Consider the following 22,183-nt stretch of genomic DNA (forward strand, 5'->3'; position numbering starts at 1 on the left):
TGTCTACAATTTGTTGGTACAGGTTTAAAATAGACCATTATATTGTCGACAATCAAGTAGATTGTCGACAATTTAGACTAAGGTAGTAGGCTAAATGCCAGCAATGAGATAAGCACACAAAGGCAAAGAAAAACGGTGATGTGACCTAGGGCGACATTATTGCAATGATATCAATGACTCGCAGTCAGTATGCGATTAGTATCCTAGATACATTCACGAATAAATAACGACAAAGGCTTATGCGCGTTGGTAAGGTTCAAACCATACTATTAGGGTTAACAGTAGTTACTTTGGCTGGTTGCTCGATGTTTTCTCCGGCGGAACGTCAGCCCTACTATCCCCAGATACGAGACGTAACGTACTCAGACGATGACATCACGGTTATCGAATCGGACAATGTGCTCAAAGCAGCGATTGTGCATAACGAGTTCGTGCTGGTTGAAGACAAACACAGTGTGAATCAGTCTTTCGAGCAGGTCTTCGCTGAAGCGATAGAAAACCAAGCGGTAACGGTAGAAGATCTAAAAAGTGAACAATTTCATCTAGCTTTAGAAGAGATCATCAAACAGTTCACTTGTGAACTTTATGCAAGCCAACAAGCTGGCGATTCTGTTCAGCTATGCCCACAGCAAAATCAGATTGTCGACAATTCTCTCGATTACCTCCCTTTTGAACAAGGACTACGTTTCACCCAACGCATTAGCACGATAAAACAGAATAAGCAGGACACGTTACAGTTAGAGATGTTTCTCAAGAGTACCCATGAGCGTTCATTAGACTCTCTGTGGGGAGCCGTTCACGAACTGGGTAAATTTAAAGGCAGTAGACTCGCCCCTGAACAATTGGTACTGACCATCAATCTCAAGGCATACAAAAAGTCCTCTAGTGACCATACGTGGAAGTACATTTATCCAGAACCACTGGTGTTCTTCGTCGTGCTACCTTCTGTCGATCATCTCATCCAGCGACCAAACGAAGTGGAAAGCATGGCTTTCGCTTATCGCACAGCCAAACTACTCGTGGTTGATAGCCGATAAACTATCGTGGTTAATATGAAAAAAAAACCGCATCCCATGATGCGGTTTTTCTGTAACTGAAGTCATCACTACACAGAATACTTGTACTTCGCCATGCTTGGGTCCATCAAGCCAGAGTCAATTAAGTTTTTCTCTAGCATCATATTCTGTAATTGCTTGAGTGAGTTTATGTTGCCGTAACCTCTTCTTATTTGGTCAAACGCCTCTTCAAGTTTCGGTAGGTTTTCCGCTGTCATCTGCTCCGTTGCCGCTTCACAGGATGCCAAGAACCACTCAACGTCTTTGGTTATTTCTTGGACATGCACCAAGGTTTCACGCAACTTGTCTTGATAGTGCTGTACTTCTTGAACAGCAGTAAAGTATTCAGCCCATGCCTGCATTCTTTCCAACGTCGCATCTTCACTGGAATCCATGCTGATAATAGTCTGCGACAGTTTTTTTCTCGATGAGTTGATCGCCTCTTTGAGCTTAAATAGCCTTAAACTCATTTCATCCGCTTTCTTAGGTAATAACTTAATCTCGTATTTCACTAGTTTACGAATAGCGTGCATTTTTTGATCACGTTTTTGCGCCGAGTTTACAAACACTTGGTGATCTACTTTACCAACGGGATTCACTTTCAACTGCTTACGTGCTTCTTCGATTTTCTTTGAAAGCAGTGTCTTAACCCCCTTCTTTGAACCCTCTTCCCAAGCTTTACGAGAAGCCGCTTTTAACGCAGCGCCCCCCGCGGCTTCTAACATAGCAGCCCCTTCTTTACTGCCAGGAAAAGGAATCATACCAATGCCCGTTTTAACGCCTTGCTGCACCACGTCCATGGCGACCATTTTTTTGTCACGCTTAACCCAATTTTTAGCTGACTGATATTTGTTACCAAACTTTCTAGCCCAACTTTTATGGTAAGTAGCACTTTCTTTCTCGACATGGTTTAAAAACTCTTTTGCCATGTTCTTCGCATCAGCACTAGCCATTACACTCTCCCCAATAGTTATGCGATTTATAAATGATAGCGAATTTAATTTATTTAATAATGAATTCCTGCTACTTTTTAATACATTATTAACACATATCACAACCCATTGTTTCGAAATACATTTATTTCGACGCGAAGAAGTCAGTTTAAAGGACATGTTATGGCTGAAAAATATTCGGCATCTGCTAGCCCGATATCCGCCAAAGATTACAAAGGCCAACAACATACCATCAGCCAATTTTCCGTGACTCAATCTTTGTCACAATCGTTTTCAATCACTGCGACACTTATTTCCAGCAATTTTGATGCTCAAAGCCAGTTGGGTCAGTTGCTGACCGTGAATCGCTATTCGAACCTTGCAGGCAGTTCAACCTTGTCACGGTCGTACAATGGCATTGTGACGCGTATTGAAAATCAGGGCATGGATAGCAACCTGCAATACGCGGTTTATCAGATAACGCTCAGTCCATGGTTAGATCTTCTAAAACACACTCATGCTTTTCGTGTATACCAAAATCAGTCAACCAAAGAGATAGTCAGTGATATCTTCGACAATGCGGGGTTCAAAGGTTGCTATAAAATCGCCAAGATGCCTTCTACCAAACGCGAATATTGTCTTCAGTACAATGAATCTGATTTCGATTTCGTCACACGTTTGCTGGCAGAGGAAGGTATCCATTACTACTTTACTCACTCAGCGACTGAACACACCCTAGTACTGCAAGATGCGCAGTCTCCTTTCGATAAAGCTGACAATGCGAAATTTGATATGGCAGAAACCCCTTCAGGTTCATTGCCATTACTTGATACTTGGGCGCCTGCACTGGCATTTCACGGCGCAAGTATTGAATTAACCGCCTACGATTACACTCAAACTAAATTCGTGACGAGTAAAGCTCAAAAAAGCACTCATTCCATTGCTAACAACACTAAGTTGACGAATCGACACTATCCGCCTTTAGGGATCTCAGGAGATAAAACCGATTTAGCCAGCAACCTAGCAAAACGCAGGATTGAGCATCTGCAACAAAACTATCAAACCATTGAATCGACAGCAAAACACGACTTATTCGACATAGCGACGTGGTTTTCTCTGTCCAGTCATCTCGATAAATCTCAGCTTGACGATTATTCGGTCATTTCGGTTACGACCCGTTACTCTTCGGATGTAACGTGCAGTAGCACAATTACCGCCGTTCCAAAAGCAACAACCTACTATCCAAATCCAGTCGAAAAACAACGGGTTCATGGGATGCAGAGCGCGATCGTCGCAGGATCTACTGTCGGAGAGATAAACCAAGATGAGCAAGGCCGAGTCAGGATCCAGTTTCAATGGGATACGGAAGCAAGCGGTGATAAAACCAGTTGCTACGTTCGCGTTGCACAGATGATGGCAGGAAGCGGCTACGGAGCCCAGTTTATCCCTCGCACTGGCCAAGAAGTTCTCGTCTCGTTTATCGATGGCGATCCAGATCAGCCGATCATTACTGGTAGCGTCTACAACAGCAAGAATGCTCCGCCGTACAAAGAATCGAATTCAACGAAAAGTGGGATTAAAACCAAGCTGTCCGGTCAATCGAACGAGCTCTATTTCGATGACAAAAAAGATAATGAGCTGATTTATCTGCATGCGGCCAAGGACATCACTCAAGAAGTGGAAAACAATCATACTGAAACGGTGAAAGGTGAGCTGACACAGAAAGTCACCAAACAGATGGCGATATCGACCGAAGATAACTACAGCCTCACCGTGACTAAGGCGCTGAGTAATAAAGCGAAGACCATCACCATCGAAGCCGATGACAGCATCGACCTCAAAGTCGGTTCTAGCAAGATATCGATTACGTCATCATCCATTAGCATCGAAGCGAGCAACATCGACATAAAAGCCAGCAGCGCTCTTAATCTCGAAGGCACCAATGTGACAAGTAAAGCGACCTCAGCTAACAAAATCACAGGAGCGACAACCGCTTTACAAGCAACGAGTTCAAATTCGATCAAAGGTATGAGCGTATCGATCAAAGCCGACACCACGTTATCCGCAGAAGGGTCGTTGAGTGCAGAGTTTAAATCTGGGCTCAAGGCAACATTCGATGGCGGCGTTATGGGCGAAGTTAAAGGCGCCATTGTTAAGGTAAACTAATGAACTATAAAAAAATCCCTTACCAAACCTGTGGCCAAATACTACCAAGGTTTAAAGCTTCCGAAGAAGCGCAACAACAGCTCGATCCAGAGATGTCCGTTTCACAGGCACTAGAAGCCCTACAGCAAGCGCAGCTATTTAACGACTTGATCCAGTTTCTGGCTCATGCGCTGCCTGTCCGTGAAGCGGTATGGTGGGCGAGTCTTTGTCTTCAACTGCGCCAAGATGTTTGGAACCCTACCCAGCTCCAATGCATTCAAACAGCCCAGCAATGGGTTCAATCACCTGCTGAAGAACTTAGGCGCAAAGCGGAGCTATTATCCAATCGGCTGGAGCTTAACTGTGGGCCATCTTGGCTAGCTCAAGCCGTTTTTTGGAATGGTTCAGGCAGTATTGTCGCCCCCGATCTGCCCGCTGTCATGCCGGACCCATTTCTCTATGCAAAAGCCGTTGCAGGCGCAATCAATCACTCAGCGGCACTGCCTACTTGGAATGAGTCACCCACCTACTATACTCAATCAGTGGCCTATGCATTAGATATCGCCAACGGTGGCAATGGAGGAAAAGTATGACGTTAGCGGCTCGCCTAACAGACATGCATGTTTGTCCCATGCAAACACCTGCTGTCCCCCCTATACCTCACGTTGGTGGACCAATTACTGGACCGGGAGTACCAACAGTGCTGATTGGCAATATGCCCGCCGCAACTATGGGTGACATGTGCGTGTGTGTCGGCCCTCCAGACTCGATAGTCAAAGGCAGTGCGACTGTACTAATAATGAACAAACCAGCAGCCAGAATGGGTGATACTACTGCACATGGTGGCACTATCGTATTAGGTATGCCCACCGTTCTTATCGGCGGATAAAACCTTCCCACAAACAAGGATTTACTAAAAAGTAACCGTGCTCCGTCCAATTTTCTAGATGCAAGTCACTTTTTTAGCGAAATAATGAAAATGGACGAGCCTTTTATAAAAATAAGCCTAGACTATCAGTTGTAGGAATCGCCCCACATTCTATCAATTTAACAGGCGCTTACATTAACCAAATTGATACAAAATAATAACGGAAGCCGTATGGTAGAAATCGATCGTTTGCTAACACCCATCTCTGAAGAATCTCCAACAGGTGCTTACCTTAAACTTGATCGTACTGCTTACCGTGGCTTGCGTAATAATTACAACGCTGCACAATCTTCGTTTCGTCAGTTGATTGAGACACCAGACGCATCTAATGATGAAGCGCTACTTAGAGCCAACCAACACAATTGGCAACAGTTACATGAGAGCACGTATGAAGCACTCACTCAATCAACAAAAGATATTGAACTTTTAGGCTGGTATATCTCAAGCCAACTGTTCACCGCACAGCCGTATCAAAATCTTGCTGATTCCACCAGCGTACTGACTCAGTTTATCGAACAGTTCGGAACTCTGTTGCATCCGACCTTGCCTGAAAACAAAATTAAAAGCAGTGACGAGCAAGGGAAACAGCAAGAGCTGACTGAATTCAGAATCAAGCCACTGCTACAACTTGTCGGTGAAAGTAACGACTCAACCGCTCTATTTATGCCACTGCAATTGATTGGCATGATTGATGACATCACTTTTGGTGACTATCTTCGAGCCGAGCGCAGTGGCACGCTCGCAACACTAGTGGAAAAGGCACAGCAACGGTTTTCTAGCGATGTAGAAGAGACGGTTTTACTGCTCGCGCAAGCCTATCAAAACTTTACGGAAGCGGAAGCCTCCATCGCAAAACAGTGTCAGCTAGTCGGCGTCACACCCATCAGTTTCCGCTTTGTAAAAGCGAACATCGCCGATGTAATCAATGCCATTCGCTACCTTACTGGGGAAAAGTTCACTGTTTGGCCACTGGATGAGAACCTAAAGCTACGCAAAGAAGAAGTGATCGAGCCAACACCAAGCGAGCCTACTGTTGTTGACCATCAAGCTTCGAGTGAACCGCTGAATGAGCTAACACCTTCAACACCCGCTACATCAGCAACACCAGTTGAGACTGCACCTCAAGTCGCGTCCGATTCAATGTCGACACCAACACAAGCGGCTGTACCTGTGACTCAATCTCTAGCCGTTAAACCGGTAACCAGTCGTGATCAGGCGTTCCAACAACTAAGGGAACTGTCAGAATTTTTTAAGCAGACTGAGCCTCACAGCCCGATTTCATTTTTACTTGAACGTGCGATTCGTTGGGGCTACATGAGTCTGCCAGAGTTGTTGCAAGAGATGACTGGTGGCAACAGTAGCGTGATGCAGCACATTAACCAATTGACTGGGATGGATAACTTAAATCAGCTTGATCTTAGTGATAAAACCCCTTCCCAACCTTCCGTCGTTAATACGAACGTCATCGTGAATAACGACACTCAATTAGCTATAGAACCGGCTCCTTCCGTTGAAATTCCTCAACAAGAAGCAGCTATTACAAATAAACCAACACAAACTGAAGCGACCTCCACTCCGTCATCAGCTGGCCTGAATGACTTTGAGTGGTAACAAGATGCTGATCAGCAAAGGAGAATAAAATGGCTTCTATTTTCATGAGAATAGACGGTACAAAACCTAAAGGTGCTGCAACTGTAGAAAAAATTGGTGGTAAAGATGGCTTCTTCGCTATCGATACAATCACATGGAACGCTGTTCGTGGTGTAGGTATTGATGTCGGCAACGCAAACAACGCAGACCAAGGTATGGTTGCACTTGGTGAAGTTAACGTAACTCGCGGTTGTGACGGTGCGACACCTTACCTAACAACCTTCCTATACGCACCTGGCGGCGAAGGCAAAACCGTTGAGATCGTCATGACTAAGCCAAACCGTGAAGGTTCAGGTGCTGATCCATACTTAATTCTTACGTTAAAAGCAGCACGTATGTCTAGCTACAACATGGCCGCGTCTGACGGTTCACTGCCGAACGAATCATTCAGCCTAACTTACACTGAAATTTCAAAAGCTTACTACATCGAAGGCGAAGGCGGTAAGATCGAGAAAGGTCCTGAAGTTGGCTTTGACGCTACAGCGGCTAAAGTGACATCAACTGCTTCATAATTGAATAAGGAGATCCATTGTGGCACTTAATTCCCAACACAAACGCGTAAGTAAGAACCGCGTAAGTATCACTTACGATGTGGAAACTAATGGCGCTGTAGAAACCAAAGAACTCCCATTTGTTGTTGGGGTAATTGGTGACTATTCGGGTCATAAACAAGATAAAGAAGACGTTGAAGAACGCACGTTCTACAACGTCGACAAAGACAACTTTGACAACGTAATGAAACGTATTGGCCCTGAGCTAACCCTCAAAGTTGATAATGTTTTAGCCGATGATGACAGTCAGTTTGAAGCGAGCCTAAAGTTCAACTCGATGAAAGACTTTGAGCCAGAAGCCATCATTGAGCAAGTTGAGCCTCTGAAGAAGCTGGTAGAAACTCGTAACCAACTGAAGGTACTGCTTTCAAAGGCAGATCGTTCTCGCGATCTAGAGAAACTACTTAAAGAAGTACTGCAAAGCGCGGACACAATCAACGCACTTTCTGAAGAGCTTGGTATCAACAAAGAAGGAGGCGAATAATGAGCACTGAAGCTGAAAAGCAAGGCCAACCCGAAGCGGTAGAAGGCGCATTAAGTTTTCTGGACCGCGCGATTGAAGCGACGACACAGACGCCTGCTGATACCACTAAAGAACTGTTCTCTGTACTCGCAGAGCAAGCATTATCAGGTACCGTAACTTGGGACAAAAACCTTACCAAGACTATCGAGAATGCGATCTCTGAAATCGATAAGAAGCTTTCTAAGCAGCTTTCGGAAGTGATGCAACAAAATGACTTCCAAAAGCTGGAAGGTTCATGGCGTGGTGTACAAAAGTTGGTTAAAGAGAGCGAGCTTGGTCGTGATCTTAAGATCAAAATGGTTGATTTCACTCAAGAAGAGTTACTTGAGCAATTTGAAGATGCACCAGCGATCGATCGTAGCCCATTGTTCAACGCCGTATACCAAGGTGAATTTGGTACCGCTGGTGGTGAACCTTATGGCACATTCATCGGCGACTATGAATTCAGCGCTAAAGATGAAGATGTAGCGTTACTTCGATACATGGGCGAAGTTGCAGCCGCGTGTCATGCACCCTTCATCGCTGCAGCCAATGCACAAATGTTTGAATTTAACAACTTCACGACTTTTGATGAAGGTAAACCAGTAGCGGCTGGCTTTGATTCACCAGCATACGCTGCGTGGAATGCATTCCGTGAAAGTGATGACGCTCGTTATGTGACCTTAACTCTGCCACGTACCATGGCTCGTCTGCCATACGGTGAGAAAGGTCTAAGCACCAAATCATTTAACTACGAAGAGCTAGGCACAGACATGGATGGCAATCCAAAACCAGCAAGCAATGATCAGCTTGTTTGGTCTAACGCTGCTTACGATCTTGGTCTAAAAATGACTCAAGCATACACAGCTTCTGGCTGGTGTACTGCGATCCGTGGTCTGGATAACGGCGGTAAGGTAGAAAACCTACCAAACCTAACGTACAAAACAGAAGCTGGTGATCTTGTTCAGCAATGCCCTACTGAAGTAAACCTCACAGATGAACGTGAAAAAGAGTTAAGTGATCTTGGCTTCTTGCCTTTGGTTCACTACAAAAACTCTAACTACGGTGTGTTTATTGGTGGTCAAACGACTCAAAAACCAAAAACATTTACTGACCCTGATGCAACAGCAAACGCGGCGATTTCCGCTCGTCTGCCTTACATCATGGCGAGTGGCCGTATTGCTCACTATCTCAAAGTGATGGGCCGTGACAAACTGGGGTCAAACCTAGAGGCTCCAGACATTCAACGTGAACTTCAGTTGTGGATTGACCAATACACCAACGCTGGTGCAATTGGTAACGAACAGCGAGCGAGAACGCCTCTGGCAGAGTCACGTATTGAAGTCGTTGAACAACCGGGCCGTCCTGGCTCTTACTCAGCGGTCGCACACCTGCGTCCTTGGCTACAACTAGAAGAACTGACTACCTCAGTTCGTATGGTTGCTAAGATTCCAGGCTAAATGCAAATAAGGCCGGATTTTCCGGCCTTATTTTCCTCACTGTATATCCTCAGGACGTTATGGATTTTAATCTCGACTCACAATGGCAACGGAATTTTGCCGAATTAGACAACACAGACAACGACTTTTTGCAAGAGTCGCTTTCTCTGCTGTCTGAAATCTCAAAGGATGCACTTCGCAGCAAAGCAAGTCTGATTGCGTTTGTTTCTAAGATGATTCACCAACTGGATGATGGTATATCGAAACAACTTGACGAGATCCTTCACCACAACGACTTTGAAACACTGCACGCAAGTTGGCTAGGACTTGAAGGTTTAGCGACACTGCCAGTCAACAAGCAACGCACTAGACTGAAGTTGCTCGATATGGATTGGAGTGAAGTCTCCAGTGATGTCAATCAGGCATACACCATTAAGGGCAGCGAACTGTATAACAAGATTGGCAACAAAGAGCTGAACACTCTTGGTGGTCATCCATTTGGTTGTCTCGTCTTTAGCCATAACATCTCGTTAGATATGGACTTTGACGCCGACTATGACGATTTATTTACACTGGAACTGCTCAGCAAACTCGGCGAGCTATCCCTCTGCCCGATGTTGTTTTCTCCAGATAGGCAGTTTTTTGTCGAATCGAGTGCAGATTGGCTTTCTGACACCAATCGAATTGACAAAATACTCTCCGGTGTCGACTACCAACCATGGCAAAACCTGAGAAGTAAAGTTTCAACCAAGTTTGTTGGCTTTGTCATGCCTTCTATTCGCATGAGAAGCCGCTATAAAAATGCGAAAGTTGGTTTTATATACAATGAATCAGGGCAAGGTCTGTGGGGCAATGCGACTTTTGCGTTTGCAGCGACGATTATGCGCGAGCACCACAGAGTCAACTGGTTTGGATTTTTGAAATCGCGCTGGAATGACAAATCTCAAGGCGCTCTCGTCAATCTTGAACAGTCCAATAGCCGCTTCTTAGCAAAACCAGAAACTGACGTGGTATTGTTTGGTCAAATTGCGACTTTTTACGCCCAAAATGGCTTTATTCCATTAACTAAAAGTGCTTTAAGCGATAAATATTACTTCAACGGCAATAACTCAATTTGGCAAAGTGGTCAGACAGACAACGAAAAAGTACTGACACAGATCCAAACCAGCCTAATGTCTTGCCGTATCGCGCACTACCTGAAAGTACAAGTGCGCGAGATGATTGGTAGCTTTAATACCGCGGCAGAGTGTGAACTCTTTTTGACCCACTGGATCGAAAAGTTCTCCAGCAATGTCGCGCTTGCCAATGAAGAAACACTCTCCAAATACCCACTTAGCTTCGCCAAGATCAATGTCACCGAGTCTGCACATCATACCGGCAGTTTCACTTGTACCTTACGTATGGTGCCGCAATACCAATATGACCATTTTAGTGGTGAAGTGGTGTTAACCACCGAGCTCGATGAGGTGGCGTAATGAGTTTCTGGAAGACCTTCGTTCAGCCTCACGATACATCAGGGCCAAATGACGACATTGAGGATATCAAATACCACCTGACCAAATTGCTAGAGTCGGAAGCGTCACTATTCGAAATCGATGACCGGTTCGTAGAGCTACAACGTTCTAATTTCCGTTTTGGTATCGAAGATGTGCAACTACTGAGTGCCAGCCTTGACCAAAGTCAGTTAGCGCTTCACTTAGAAAGTTATATCAAGCATTTCGAGCCTCGTTTGAGCCAAGTGATGGTCGAGTTAGGTGAACGCAAAGAGAGTGAAAACGCGATCGCGTTTAACATCATTGCGAAAGCAAAAACTAATCAAGGAGAAACTGAGTTGGTATTTGACTCGAAGATTTCACTCAGCGATCTAAAAGCGTCAATGTCGGAGGATAGCTATGAGTGATCCAATGCTAAGATACTTCGAACAAGAACTCACATTGGTTCGACGTGCGCTTGGTCAGTTTGGTCAGCAACACCCTAGTCATGCTGAACGACTCAATATCCACCAAGGTCAGATCGAAGATCCCAGTCTTGCCCGTTTGCTCGACGGTGTGGCACTGCTTAATGCAACCGTTGAGAAAAAACTCTCTGATCAATTACCCGAAGTGGTTGAAGGCCTGCTTGGCGTTCTTTATCCGAGCTATATCCAGACCGTACCTAGCGTTGCGTATCTTCAACTCGATGAACAGGCTGATTGTTCCGAATCGGTTACGCTACCTAAAGGCTCACAATTTTCCGCACTGGCTCAAGGGCAAAGCTGCACGTTCACCACGGTCGACGAGATCACGACTACGCCATTTAAGCTGTTGGATACCTCGGCATCTAGCGCGCCTTTCAAGTTTAACCGTCCAAAAGGTACTGAACTCACCACGGCGGTAATCCAGCTAACATTTTCGACGTTAGACCCTGATCGCCCTTTTTCTTCATTGAGCTGCGACGACCTAGATTTTTTTGTTCAGGGCTTTGAAAATAATGCCGATTCTTTAGTTGAACTGCTACTGGCTGAAACTCGAGCGATTTCCGTTTCGGATCAAGAATGTGCCCATCATGTCGTACTAGCACCTGAAAAACTTAAAACTCGCATCAGTGATAGCAAATTTCAGTTTTTGCCACAAAAAGGCAATCAGTTTTCGGGTTATCAGTTGATCAGCGAGTTTTTCTTCTTTAAAGAGAAGCGCCAATTTTTCAGGCTGAAAGGCTTTGGTGATGCGATTAAACAGTTCGATTCGTCACACATCGTGCTCAATCTTTTTATGCACAGTTTACCGACTGAGTTCATGCGCCTATTCGACAATCAGGTGTTTAAACTCAACATCGTCCCTGCCCTTAACTTGTTTGAGCAAACCGGTGAACCAACAGCCTATGATCAGCGTAGCCTCAGCGTGCCAATTAATGCCGATGCCCACAGCGATACTGACATTGAAATCGTCGAAGTACGTGAAGTTTTTGAAATCACTTCGATGGGCGAAAAACCTTTAATTCCGCTATTTAAAGATAGCTATCGCTCAGATAAAAATGCCGACCACTGGCAGTGTAGCCGCGATAGTAATAACGAGTTTCGTCTCACTGTAAGCTTAAATAATCAACGGGAGATGGAATTTAATAAACTGTTCGGTACTCGCCTGCTTTGCACCAATGGTAAACGAGCTTGTGCTGTTCAAGGTAATTTTGAGTGCTTAGAAAGCATTGATCTACCGGGTGATTTCACTCCTATCTATCCACCATCTGCGCCAATTGGCCGTGAACAGGATCCGCACCTTCATTGGCAGTTTATTGCTTTGCTTAACGCTAATTTTGTCTCGCTGCTGCATGCGCAGCATCCAGCAGAAGCGCTTAAAACCATGCTTAGACTCTGTAGCAGAAGCCAAATTGCAGCCGACGAAATCCAAACTATCCGTGACGTAACGATTCGTTCTCAAGTGTCGGCTTTGAGGATTTTAGGCAAAAATGTCTTTTCACCAGGTACTGAGATAGAAATCACGCTAGATACTCAAGGTGGTTTCCTTGCGTTTAGCGATGTCCTGAACCGTTTCTTCCAACAGTTCTGTAGTTTTGATCGCTACATTCAACTCTCGATTCGAGTCTACGGCCGAGATGGCGTTGTTAAACGTTATCCTAAGATCCACGGCAGTCAGCGCTCGATGTAGTTTGGGACATGATGATGAATGTAGTTACAGATCTCACTCAAAACACCGAAAAGTATGACTTTGCGCAGGCAATGCGTCTACTGGCACGTTTTATCGCCGATTCACCACAACGTATTGATTTGGTACTCAAAGCTGAAGCGATGCCAACAGGTGATGCCAGTGAAATTCAGTATTTTTCACTCAAAAACAACCGAGCAAAGTTACGCTTAGCGAAACAAGCACTATCGGGTGTGAAAGGTGTCATTCCCTACTACATCTACGAAGAACTCTTGGCAGCATTGCACGATGATGATCATGCACTCAAAGATTTTCTTGATGTGTTCAATCAGCGCTACTTTGAATTGATTGCCCAATTAGAAACTCAACCTTGGCTGCTAGTCCAAAACGAGCTCTATCCTGATAAAACACAGCTTCTCAATCAACTCGCTGCACTTGAACAACAGCATGGGCAGTTTTTCCAGTACGCGTTTTTGCTCAGCCAGAGTAGTCGTAATCTCAATGCTCTTGAACAGATGCTCAACGACTATTTCCCGTTTGATATTGAGGTCACCGCTAAACATCATGAGCGTCGTCAGCTTCCCGTCGACTCACTGACAAGGTTGGGAACTCACCCAGATTATAACAGCAGAGCTGGGCAGGGATTTTTAATTGGCAAAACATGTTTGACCCACTTCAATCATCTTGTGGTCTCAATTAAACCTTCAAATGAGCAACAGCTATGGGATATTCAGAATGACACTATGCTCGCCCGATGTATGCGCGACCTGATTCAACACTATATGCGGGACAACACACCCATATCAATCTATCTCAAAGTAAAGCGTGAATACCTATCGCGCCCTAAACTTTCAAGTAACAAGAACCTTGCGGCCAAACTGGGTGAAGTAGACTGCCTTGCACCAGAAAGACAGCCGCAACAGCTAATAAGTATTTTGCTCAAATAATGGACACAGCCCGTAGCTTCGCTGTTTGATGCTTCGAAATACAAAGGAACACTGTATGACACAAGTAACATTGACAAACTTAGTCGCAAAACTTTCTCCCGACTTAAAACAGGCTTTGGAAGTCTCCGCTGGCGCCGCGATGAATCAGGGCGTTCCTTCAATTGAGACCGAGCATTGGCTATTACAGTTGATCTCACAGCAGGATGCCAACCTAAGTAACCTGATTCAGTCCCAGAAATTGTCGCAAGATAGTATCGTCAATGAGCTCTCGAGCAAGATCGCGCGCTTGCCAAAGGGTAACGAAGGTCAACCGACTCTAAGTCATGGTCTGACGGAGTTGATTAAAGATGCATGGATGATCGCCTCGGTCAACTACGGTCACGGTGAAGTCATCAGCCTGCACTTAATTCAGGCTCTGTTGCAACAAAACGTGCTTGGTGTGAATACGCTTCAACTTGAAAGTCTTCAATCTGTATCTCTTGAATCTTTGCAGGGCCTGATCAACAAAACGGCCGTTGCACGCAATACGACGTCATCAGTCCAAGGAACCAGCAGCCCACAAGGTCAGCCGACCGGTAACGATGCGTTAAGCAAATACACTATCAACCTAACTCAACAAGCGATTGAGGGTAATATCGACCCAATTTCAGGGCGTAATTCAGAAGTGCGCAAAGCGATCGATATTCTATGTCGCAAACGTCAAAACAACCCAATCATGGTTGGTGAACCTGGGGTTGGTAAAACAGCCGTGGTCGAAGGGTTGGCACTACGTATCGCTGCCGACGAAGTTCCGGGTGCGCTTCAAGGCGTACAGATTCACTCTCTTGATTTAGGTCTTCTGCAAGCCGGCGCAAGCGTTAAAGGCGAATTCGAGAACCGCCTAAAAGACGTGATCAACGAAGTGAAAAACAGTGAAGTGCCCATCATCGTCTTCATCGATGAAGCGCACACTCTCATCGGTGCTGGGGGCGCCGCCGGTCAGAACGACGCTGCGAACCTACTCAAACCGGCATTGGCTCGCGGTGAGTTCAAAACGATTGCAGCAACTACTTGGGCAGAATACAAAAAATACTTTGAGAAAGATCCAGCATTAACACGCCGTTTTCAAGTGGTCTCGATTGAAGAGCCTAATGCGGAAGATGCAAAACAAATGCTACGTGGTGTTGCCGCGTCCTTGCAAAAGCATCACGGTGCGTTTATCGCTGAGTCTGCGATTGATGCGGCGGTTAACCTTTCGATACGTTACCTGCCAAGCCGTCAGCTACCTGACAAGGCGATCAGCCTACTCGATACCGCCAGTGCGCGTATCGCCCTAACCCAAGGGGCAAAACCTGAAGTGATCGAGTCACTTGAGCAAACCATTCGTTACCAAAAGAATGAGAAAGCGGCTTTAGAGAAAGAGAATGCTCTGTTTGGCATCGCTGAGGAAGAAATTGCACAGATCAGCCAAGAGATAGACGAAAATGAAGCGCAACTGGCCGCGCTAAACACTCGTTGGCAGGAAGAAATTAAGCTGGTTGATAAGATTAAAGCATTGCAAGAAGAAATCAGTAATGCTCAAGGTGAACAAGCGCCTGACTTGTCAAAACAAAAGACCCTCAATGACACCATCGACACCCTATCGCAACTGCAAGGTGAACAACCTTTGGTTAATGCTATGGTTGATGACAATACGATTGCGCAGGTCATTGCTAACTGGACCGGAATCCCTGTCGGTAACATGATGAGTGATGAAATTGCTCGCCTGTTATCGCTCGAAGAAGAACTCGATAAACGCGTAATTGGTCAGGACGTGGCGAAACAAGAGTTGGCGAAAGCGATTCGAATTTCACGTGCTGGTCTGACAGATAGCCGCAAACCTATCGGTGTTTTCTTAATGTGTGGCCCAAGTGGTGTGGGTAAAACTGAAACTGCGATGGCATTAGCCGAGCAGCTTTACGGTGGTGCCAATGATATGACCATCATCAACATGACTGAGTTTAAAGAGGAACACAAAATCTCGATGCTACTCGGTTCACCCGCAGGCTACGTCGGGTTTGGTGAAGGTGGTGTGTTGACCGAGGCGATTCGTCGAAATCCCTATTCAGTACTGCTATTGGATGAAATGGAGAAAGCGCACCCTGGTGTTCATGACCTCTTCTACCAGATTTTTGATAAAGGCCATATCAAAGACAGTGAAGGTCGCACCGTCGATTTTAAAAATACCATCATCATCATGACGTCAAATGCAGCGGATCAGGCGATTTGTGATGCGTGTGAAGACAGAGAGCAACGCATGAGCAATGAGGAGTTGCTTGAAAGTATTCGTCCTGATCTACAGCACTACTTCAAGCCCGCTTTCCTTGGGCGTACAACCATTGTGCCTTACTACCCGCTCAATGATGAGGAACTGGCGAAAATCACCGAAATCTCACTCAACCGTATTAAGAAAAAACTGGCTGAACAGTACCAAGCCAGCTTCACTTGGGATAAAGGCTTTGTCGACTTCGTTGTAAATAAAAACACTGACCCTACAACGGGGGGGCGTGCCGTAGAGCAGATCATCAATCGCTCGTTAATGCCTAAACTGGCTGAAGAGTGTATTAGTCGTTTAAGTCAGCAACAGCCTATTACACAGGTTTCTGTTGTCGCAGCAAACAACCCAAGTGGTTTTGAACTTACTATCCAATAAAGAGCAAGGCCAAGGAAAGCAGTAATATGAGCAGTACCTCACTCACTAACCGTCGGACGTTTTTCTCGTTGAGAGTCAAACTTGTGTTGGCGATCTTTGCCGTATTGCTGTTTTCCAATGGCCTAAATAGTACTCTCAACTACCTCAACTTTGAGAAACGCTTAACGCAAACCAGTGATTCGACCTATCAAGTTGTCCTGAGTGAAACAGACCACGACATCAAACAAGCCATGAGCTTGGGGCTGCCACTGGCCTCCATTTCTAACATTCAATCACTATTAGAACGGAGACTTGCATTAGTTGACGGAATCAGTCGCATCCAAGTGGTCGATCGTCAGGGGGATGTTCTTTTTTCAGCGGGAAAAGCGGGAGATTCTGAGCGTTTAATCAGTGCTGATATTACCAACACATTTAATGTCAACGAAGGTGCGCTACAACTCTATTATTCGACCCGCTATCTGGATGGCATCAAGCTAACGCTATTACGACAGCAGCTATTTGACACCATTACATGGGTACTTATCGCTTGTGGTATCGGCTACTTCGCACTCTACGCTGGATTAGATTTTTTGCTCACCAAGCTCAAACAAACGTCTAAGGCACTCGAACAAGCCAATTTAGATGACAAGCAATTGATCGAAACGGCGAACCAGCATTTCTTTACCAATAATGCCAAGAACGGATGGCAGAGATTTCGAGATAAGTACTTCCCTGTACTGATCATTGGTCTGGTCATTATCCTCACCTTTGCATCCAATCTTGCCAGCTCCTATCAGGCGCTAGACAAGTTTTCAACAACCTATGAAGTGCAGCTTGAACAGAAATCGATCGTGATTGGCGATACCTTGAGTAGCATGATTCAACGACTACTTAATCAAGGTGTCCCGCTAAATCGCTTAAACGGTTTAGAGCAAGAGTTTGCTAGCTACACCCACCAACACAAAGAGTTATTGTCTATACAACTACTGCAAAGTGATCAGGCGCTTTATCAGTTCTCAAATCAGGGTGTAAATGGAGCGCACTCTTCTTCACTGACGTTACCAATTGGTTCACGTAGTGACGTCTCATTAAAGATGACAACAGACACCAGTATTATTCCTCAGCTGATAGAAGACAGTTTGATGGATATGATGACTGTGCTTATCGCTTCAAGCTTAGTGGTTATTGAGATCATTTTGTTTATCTGTAACTTCATGATTATCAAACCATGGCATCAAATTAAACAGCTACTTACAGACTCAAAAATCGGTGCGACTTTATGGTTAGCCCATATTTCAGCCAAAGATGAGTTGGGTCGGTTAACCCAATCGATCAATAGCATTATTAAACGCCAACATCCGCAAAAAACGCTCAATGTCCAGAACCTGCAAGATTACCGCTTTGTACGTTTACCGCTATTTATGTTGGTCTTCGCAGAAGCATCCTCACTGGCGTTCTTTCCCAACTTCGTGGCGAGTCTGACTCGCTCTTCGCAATGGATACCGGAAAGCTTAATCACCAGCCTACCGATATCGTTGTTTATGTTTTGTTGGGCAATTTCATTGCCTTTTGCGGGCTATTGGTCAGATAAGGTCGGCCGCAGAACATCATTAATTGTTGGTGGTATCATCACCAGTACAGGCTTGGCGGCAACTGCCATGTGTACCACACTCGAACTCTTGTTAGTCGTGAGAGCATATACCGCCGTAGGTTACGGTATCGTATTTATCTCAGCTCAGGGCTACATTACCGATACCACTAACGCCAACAATCGCACTAAGGGAATGTCGACCTTTTTGTCTGCGTTCTTTTCTGGATCACTTTGCGGTGCTTCGATCGGGGGAATATTGGCTGATAAACTTGGCTATAGTGCGACGTTTTTACTCTCTTCACTGTTGGCGCTCGTCAGTGTGTTGTTCGTAATGGCCTTCTTTGTTCGTGGTGGCTCCAATTCACAAAGTAAGCCTGTCAGCCTCAACGATTTCAAGATTTTGTTGGGCAACAAGTATTTCACCCTAATAACCTTCTTTAGCGCTATCCCTGCCAAAATTGTTTTGACTGGATTCCTTTATTACATTTGCCCCGTTTACTTACAATACTTAGGCGAAAGTAGCGCCGTTTCGGGTCGAGTCATGATGAGCTATGGTATCGCCATCATCCTGATTTCTCCACTCAGCGCGTTCCTTGTCGACCGATGGGATAACAAAATTCGCTTTATTGTCTTTGGGGGTGTCCTCTCTGCCTTGGCACTGATCAATATTGTGCTACTGCCTGGCACACTTGGCTTATTGTTTATCGTTATTCTGATTGGGATTGCTCACGGTATTAGTGTGTCCCCACAAATACCATTAGTGATGGATTTGCTGACCAGCGATGGAATCGATAAGGGCAAAACGATCGGTATTTTCAGATTGACCGAGAGGATCGGTAATATCGCCGGACCGATGCTTGCAGGCTTGTGCTTGAGCTTATTTAGCTTTGAAGAAACCATTATCCTCTTTGGGATTACACTTCTAGTAAGTTCAACCATTCTGACACTCTTTTATGCGCTGTTCACGAAACGTGATCGCCGACAATTGGAGGTGGCAAAATGAGACGAGCCCTGTTGATTATCACATTACTGCTTGTTTCAGTGATGACAAGCAGCCAAGTACATGCTCAGGAAACCAAACAGGTCGTGATGCTGCTATGGCGAGGAGTGACTGATGCAGAAAAAGGTTTTATGGAGTATCTGTCTAGTCAGCGGGATGTGACTTACACCCTATTAGATGCCAAGCGAGATAAACAAACCCTCGCCAGTTACGTGGCCAACATCGACAGTTACCATGCGGACCTCATTTATACCTTTGGAACCACTACTACGCTTGCATTGTTAGGGACAGAGGATAAACCGAGCGCGTTTAGACAAGCGAATCAAACTCCGGTGGTATTCAGTATTGTATCAGACCCAGTCGGTTCGAAAATCGTCTCAGACACAACAGAATCACCGCGTAATTTTACTGGAGTGAGCCATATTGTTCCCCATCAAGTGCAATTTAACGCGATTCAAAAACTCCCTAACATCAACACGATGGGGATTATCTTTAATCCACTTGAAAATAATGCGGTTATTACCGCTAGAAAAATTCAGACGCTATCGGCTCAGTTCGGTATGGATGTTTATCTCTACCCGCTTAGAACGAAGCAAGGTAAGCCAGATTCTGCCTCTCTGCCTATTATCATCGAAGCGATGAAACAAGACCACGTACAACTTGCCTACCTGCCGCCTGATTCATACATCATCAGTCAAGGTCAGCACATTGTAGAAAGTTTGCACAATCAAGGCATTGCAACATTCTCGGCCACTGAAACTCCGATTCGCAAACATAACGCGCTCTTTGGTATAGTTAGCCGCTACTATAACGTTGGTGAATTTGCCGGACATAAAGCGGAACAAATTTTGAGCAAAAACAGCACAGCTCAGGCTCTGCCTATCGAGCCATTGAGCCAGTATTCTTATATCGTTAACGTAAATGCTGCACGGACTCTGGATTACTATCCCCCCGTTTCAATTTTAAAGATTTCTGAGTTAATTGGAGGGAACGAATGAGCAGACTGATATCGAGTGCGGCGTTGTGCGTGCTCGCTGCCATCAACCTATTGGCAAGTTCTGCCGCTTGGGCTGAAACGAGCGTTGGGCCAGCTCGGCTGCTATTGACCACTCAAGATTGGCCGCCATACCAAGAATATAAGCACGGCCAAATGCAGGGGCTTGCTCTCGAAAAAGTGAAGTGTGCGTTAGGCAGAATGGGACAGCCTTACCAACTGACGATGACCTCTTGGTCAGATGCTCAGTTGCGTGTGCATAGCGGAGCTCAGCACGGTTTCTTCGTTGCAACTCAAACCGCAGAACGTGATGACTATGCGACGTTATCGAATGCTATCGCTCAGCAAAAATTAATGTGGTACTTCGGTCCAGGTGTTGAACCGAAAATTGATGAATTGTCAAAAGTTAACCTCAAGTTCTCGGCCAAATTTGGGTCGAATAAGTGGTTTTGGTTAAAACGTAATGGCTTCAATGTAGTCAAACAGCCACGAGATGCTAAAGTATTACTAAAGCTTTTAAAACAAAGGGAAATTGATGTTGCTCTAGAGGACGAGTTGGTGTTTGACGGTGAACTACAAGAGGCTGGCCTACCCAATGATTTCTTCCAGAACCAAATCCACGAAAACAAACCTATGGGTGTGTATTTTTCCAATCGATTCCTTAGCAAGTACTCCGGTTTCTTAGCTGCGTTCAATGCAGCTGTTTCTAAATGTGAGAGGTAACGAGTGGCCGTCAGTGTTCATTTGATTTCTGTACCCACTGAAGAGGTAGTCACCTCAAGAGTTGTGTATCTTCCCGAGTCAGGAGGCATCTTTGGTCGTGCTCCTGCCTGTGATATCTGTCTACCAGACCAAAGCAAGCGTATTTCCCGTGCTCATGGCGAGGTACGTCTTACTGATCGTGGCTATGTCATCATCAACCGTGGACAAAACCAAGCGCAGCTTAACGATAAGCCAATGAATAAAGATAAAGAGTATCCACTCAATGACGGCGATATCGTGAAAGTAGAGAACTACACCATGTTGGTTTCTACGTTGGTAGCATCAAGTGCCGAAAGCATTGCTACGCCAGTGGATGATTTTTTCTCCCAGCCATTTGAGTTAAATCTCAACGACGATGAAACCGAATTTCTTGAGCAAAGTGACGCGCCTATCGCTCAGCCCACCGCTCGTACTTTTTCACATAAGAATGTACTAAGCGATGACCCGTTTGCCTCTGATCCTTTTGAGGATCTTGATAGTGAAGAAATCGCGCAGCACGTCGAAATAGATGAAGTCGAACAGCCAAAGGTCTTCACCCCAAATACCAATTTGGACTATTTGCCTGTCGATGCACCACGCAATACTCAGCTAGAAGCCTCGATCGAAAAACTGCTGACTATCTCAGAGAAAAACCAGCAGTATTTGCAAAACCCTATGCTTCAGCACGACGCCTTATTCGATGCGTTGGAAAAGACCGTGGATCAGTTTCTCAACGAGTTCGCGCCAACTGAACTAGAAACCCAGTTTAGTGAATATATTTCTGGTGGGTTGTTTGGCAATAAAGAGAAAAAGTACTGGAACATCTATCGCAAGCACTTTAAACACCGCCAACAAAACGGTGATTTCCGTCGTCAGTTCAAGGCTCTGTTTATGGAAAACATGCAAAAGCAGAGAGAGGATAACGGATGACAAAGTGGTATTTGGCAGCCGCGCTTCTTTTAGTCGGATGCTCGTCAGACCCTGTACCTGTTGTTTCCCAATACACCTTGGCGATAAAGGCAGACGAAGCGATAAACCCGTCGGATTCTAACTCAGCGAATCCTGTGGTTGTTCGCCTGTATCAATTGACTGATGTGCAAATGTTTAAGCAACTGCCGTTTATTGATCTCTACAACAACGACGTACAGTTACTCAATGCGAATCTAGTATCAAAACAGATATTGCCCGTAGTACTGCCGAACAATGAAACAAAGCAAACCATCGACATCAATAAAAACACCCAATATGTGGCGGTGTTGGTTGAGTTCGTCGATTACCAAAATAGTGAAGCGAAAGCGTTTTCAACATTACCTCTCGAGGAAGATCAGTTTCTGCAGCTTCATATTCAAGGGGCAAAAGCCTCAATAAGTATTGTCACGCCAGAATCGAGTTGGTGGCAGATATTTTAGTCAGTTAA

Annotated in this window: 19 protein-coding genes; 18 read left to right on the forward strand and 1 reads right to left on the reverse strand. The window is 45.2% G+C overall.

Annotation, left to right across the window (positions count from 1 at the left end):
• Nucleotides 1–239 precede the first annotated feature (239 nt).
• Nucleotides 240–1,037 (forward strand): hypothetical protein, encoded by a 798-nt coding sequence (locus tag ACQEXP_RS00745; RefSeq protein ID WP_426967528.1) that lies wholly within the window; start codon nt 240–242, stop codon nt 1,035–1,037.
• Between the two features lie 68 nt (nt 1,038–1,105).
• On the opposite strand, the gene ACQEXP_RS00750 is transcribed toward ACQEXP_RS00745, so the two are convergent.
• Nucleotides 1,106–2,008 carry a hypothetical protein gene (locus tag ACQEXP_RS00750; protein WP_426967529.1) on the reverse strand — a complete coding sequence of 301 codons (903 nt, stop codon included), beginning with the start codon at nt 2,006–2,008 and terminating at the stop codon, nt 1,106–1,108.
• Between the two features lie 162 nt (nt 2,009–2,170).
• Here ACQEXP_RS00750 and ACQEXP_RS00755 point away from each other — a divergent pair, with 162 nt between their 5' ends.
• From ACQEXP_RS00755 to tssJ, 17 genes are all read left to right on the forward strand, one after another.
• Nucleotides 2,171–4,153 (forward strand): type VI secretion system Vgr family protein, encoded by a 1,983-nt coding sequence (locus ACQEXP_RS00755; RefSeq protein ID WP_426967531.1) that lies wholly within the window; start codon nt 2,171–2,173, stop codon nt 4,151–4,153.
• Complete coding sequence (locus ACQEXP_RS00760) at nt 4,153–4,725, forward strand: DUF6931 family protein (protein ID WP_426967532.1); 573 nt, start codon at nt 4,153–4,155, stop codon at nt 4,723–4,725. The genes ACQEXP_RS00755 and ACQEXP_RS00760 overlap by 1 nt, the downstream gene beginning before the upstream one ends.
• Nucleotides 4,722–5,021 (forward strand): PAAR domain-containing protein, encoded by a 300-nt coding sequence (locus tag ACQEXP_RS00765; RefSeq protein ID WP_138972321.1) that lies wholly within the window; start codon nt 4,722–4,724, stop codon nt 5,019–5,021. The genes ACQEXP_RS00760 and ACQEXP_RS00765 overlap by 4 nt, the downstream gene beginning before the upstream one ends.
• A 210-nt stretch (nt 5,022–5,231) precedes the next feature.
• Nucleotides 5,232–6,671 (forward strand): ImpA family type VI secretion system protein, encoded by a 1,440-nt coding sequence (locus ACQEXP_RS00770; protein ID WP_426967535.1) that lies wholly within the window; start codon nt 5,232–5,234, stop codon nt 6,669–6,671.
• 29 nt (nt 6,672–6,700) lie between these two features.
• Complete coding sequence (locus ACQEXP_RS00775; protein WP_138972319.1) at nt 6,701–7,222, forward strand: type VI secretion system tube protein Hcp; 522 nt, start codon at nt 6,701–6,703, stop codon at nt 7,220–7,222.
• A gap of 19 nt (nt 7,223–7,241) precedes the next feature.
• Nucleotides 7,242–7,745 carry a type VI secretion system contractile sheath small subunit gene (gene tssB / locus ACQEXP_RS00780; RefSeq protein WP_138972318.1) on the forward strand — a complete coding sequence of 168 codons (504 nt, stop codon included), beginning with the start codon at nt 7,242–7,244 and terminating at the stop codon, nt 7,743–7,745.
• Nucleotides 7,745–9,223 (forward strand): type VI secretion system contractile sheath large subunit, encoded by a 1,479-nt coding sequence (tssC, locus tag ACQEXP_RS00785; RefSeq protein WP_138972317.1) that lies wholly within the window; start codon nt 7,745–7,747, stop codon nt 9,221–9,223. Before tssB ends, tssC begins: the two co-directional genes overlap by 1 nt.
• A 59-nt stretch (nt 9,224–9,282) precedes the next feature.
• Entirely contained in the window at nt 9,283–10,677 is a 1,395-nt protein-coding gene (locus ACQEXP_RS00790) for a type VI secretion system contractile sheath domain-containing protein (protein WP_426967537.1), read from the forward strand.
• A complete protein-coding gene (tssE, locus tag ACQEXP_RS00795) occupies nt 10,677–11,102 on the forward strand; it encodes a type VI secretion system baseplate subunit TssE (protein WP_269376809.1) in 426 nt (141 codons plus the stop codon). Before ACQEXP_RS00790 ends, tssE begins: the two co-directional genes overlap by 1 nt.
• Nucleotides 11,095–12,846 carry a type VI secretion system baseplate subunit TssF gene (gene tssF, locus ACQEXP_RS00800; RefSeq protein ID WP_426967540.1) on the forward strand — a complete coding sequence of 584 codons (1,752 nt, stop codon included), beginning with the start codon at nt 11,095–11,097 and terminating at the stop codon, nt 12,844–12,846. The genes tssE and tssF overlap by 8 nt, the downstream gene beginning before the upstream one ends.
• A gap of 14 nt (nt 12,847–12,860) precedes the next feature.
• A complete protein-coding gene (locus ACQEXP_RS00805; RefSeq protein WP_426968015.1) occupies nt 12,861–13,790 on the forward strand; it encodes a type VI secretion system baseplate subunit TssG in 930 nt (309 codons plus the stop codon).
• 55 nt (nt 13,791–13,845) lie between these two features.
• Complete coding sequence (tssH, locus tag ACQEXP_RS00810; RefSeq protein ID WP_426967542.1) at nt 13,846–16,461, forward strand: type VI secretion system ATPase TssH; 2,616 nt, start codon at nt 13,846–13,848, stop codon at nt 16,459–16,461.
• Nucleotides 16,462–16,487: 26 nt separating this feature from the next.
• Entirely contained in the window at nt 16,488–19,034 is a 2,547-nt protein-coding gene (locus ACQEXP_RS00815; protein ID WP_426967543.1) for an MFS transporter, read from the forward strand.
• Nucleotides 19,031–20,029, forward strand: a complete 999-nt coding sequence (locus ACQEXP_RS00820) for an ABC transporter substrate binding protein (protein WP_426967545.1) — start codon at nt 19,031–19,033, stop codon at nt 20,027–20,029. Before ACQEXP_RS00815 ends, ACQEXP_RS00820 begins: the two co-directional genes overlap by 4 nt.
• Nucleotides 20,026–20,748 carry an ABC transporter substrate-binding protein gene (locus tag ACQEXP_RS00825; RefSeq protein WP_426967547.1) on the forward strand — a complete coding sequence of 241 codons (723 nt, stop codon included), beginning with the start codon at nt 20,026–20,028 and terminating at the stop codon, nt 20,746–20,748. The genes ACQEXP_RS00820 and ACQEXP_RS00825 overlap by 4 nt, the downstream gene beginning before the upstream one ends.
• A gap of 3 nt (nt 20,749–20,751) precedes the next feature.
• Nucleotides 20,752–21,696 (forward strand): FHA domain-containing protein, encoded by a 945-nt coding sequence (locus ACQEXP_RS00830; RefSeq protein WP_426967549.1) that lies wholly within the window; start codon nt 20,752–20,754, stop codon nt 21,694–21,696.
• Nucleotides 21,693–22,175: a type VI secretion system lipoprotein TssJ gene (tssJ, locus tag ACQEXP_RS00835; protein ID WP_426967551.1), complete on the forward strand. Its 483-nt coding sequence runs from the start codon at nt 21,693–21,695 to the stop codon at nt 22,173–22,175. The genes ACQEXP_RS00830 and tssJ overlap by 4 nt, the downstream gene beginning before the upstream one ends.
• Nucleotides 22,176–22,183: the final 8 nt, after the last annotated feature.

Origin of the sequence: Vibrio sp. TRT 1302 (assembly GCF_050113875.1) — a bacterium.
Lineage (GTDB): Bacteria > Pseudomonadota > Gammaproteobacteria > Enterobacterales > Vibrionaceae > Vibrio.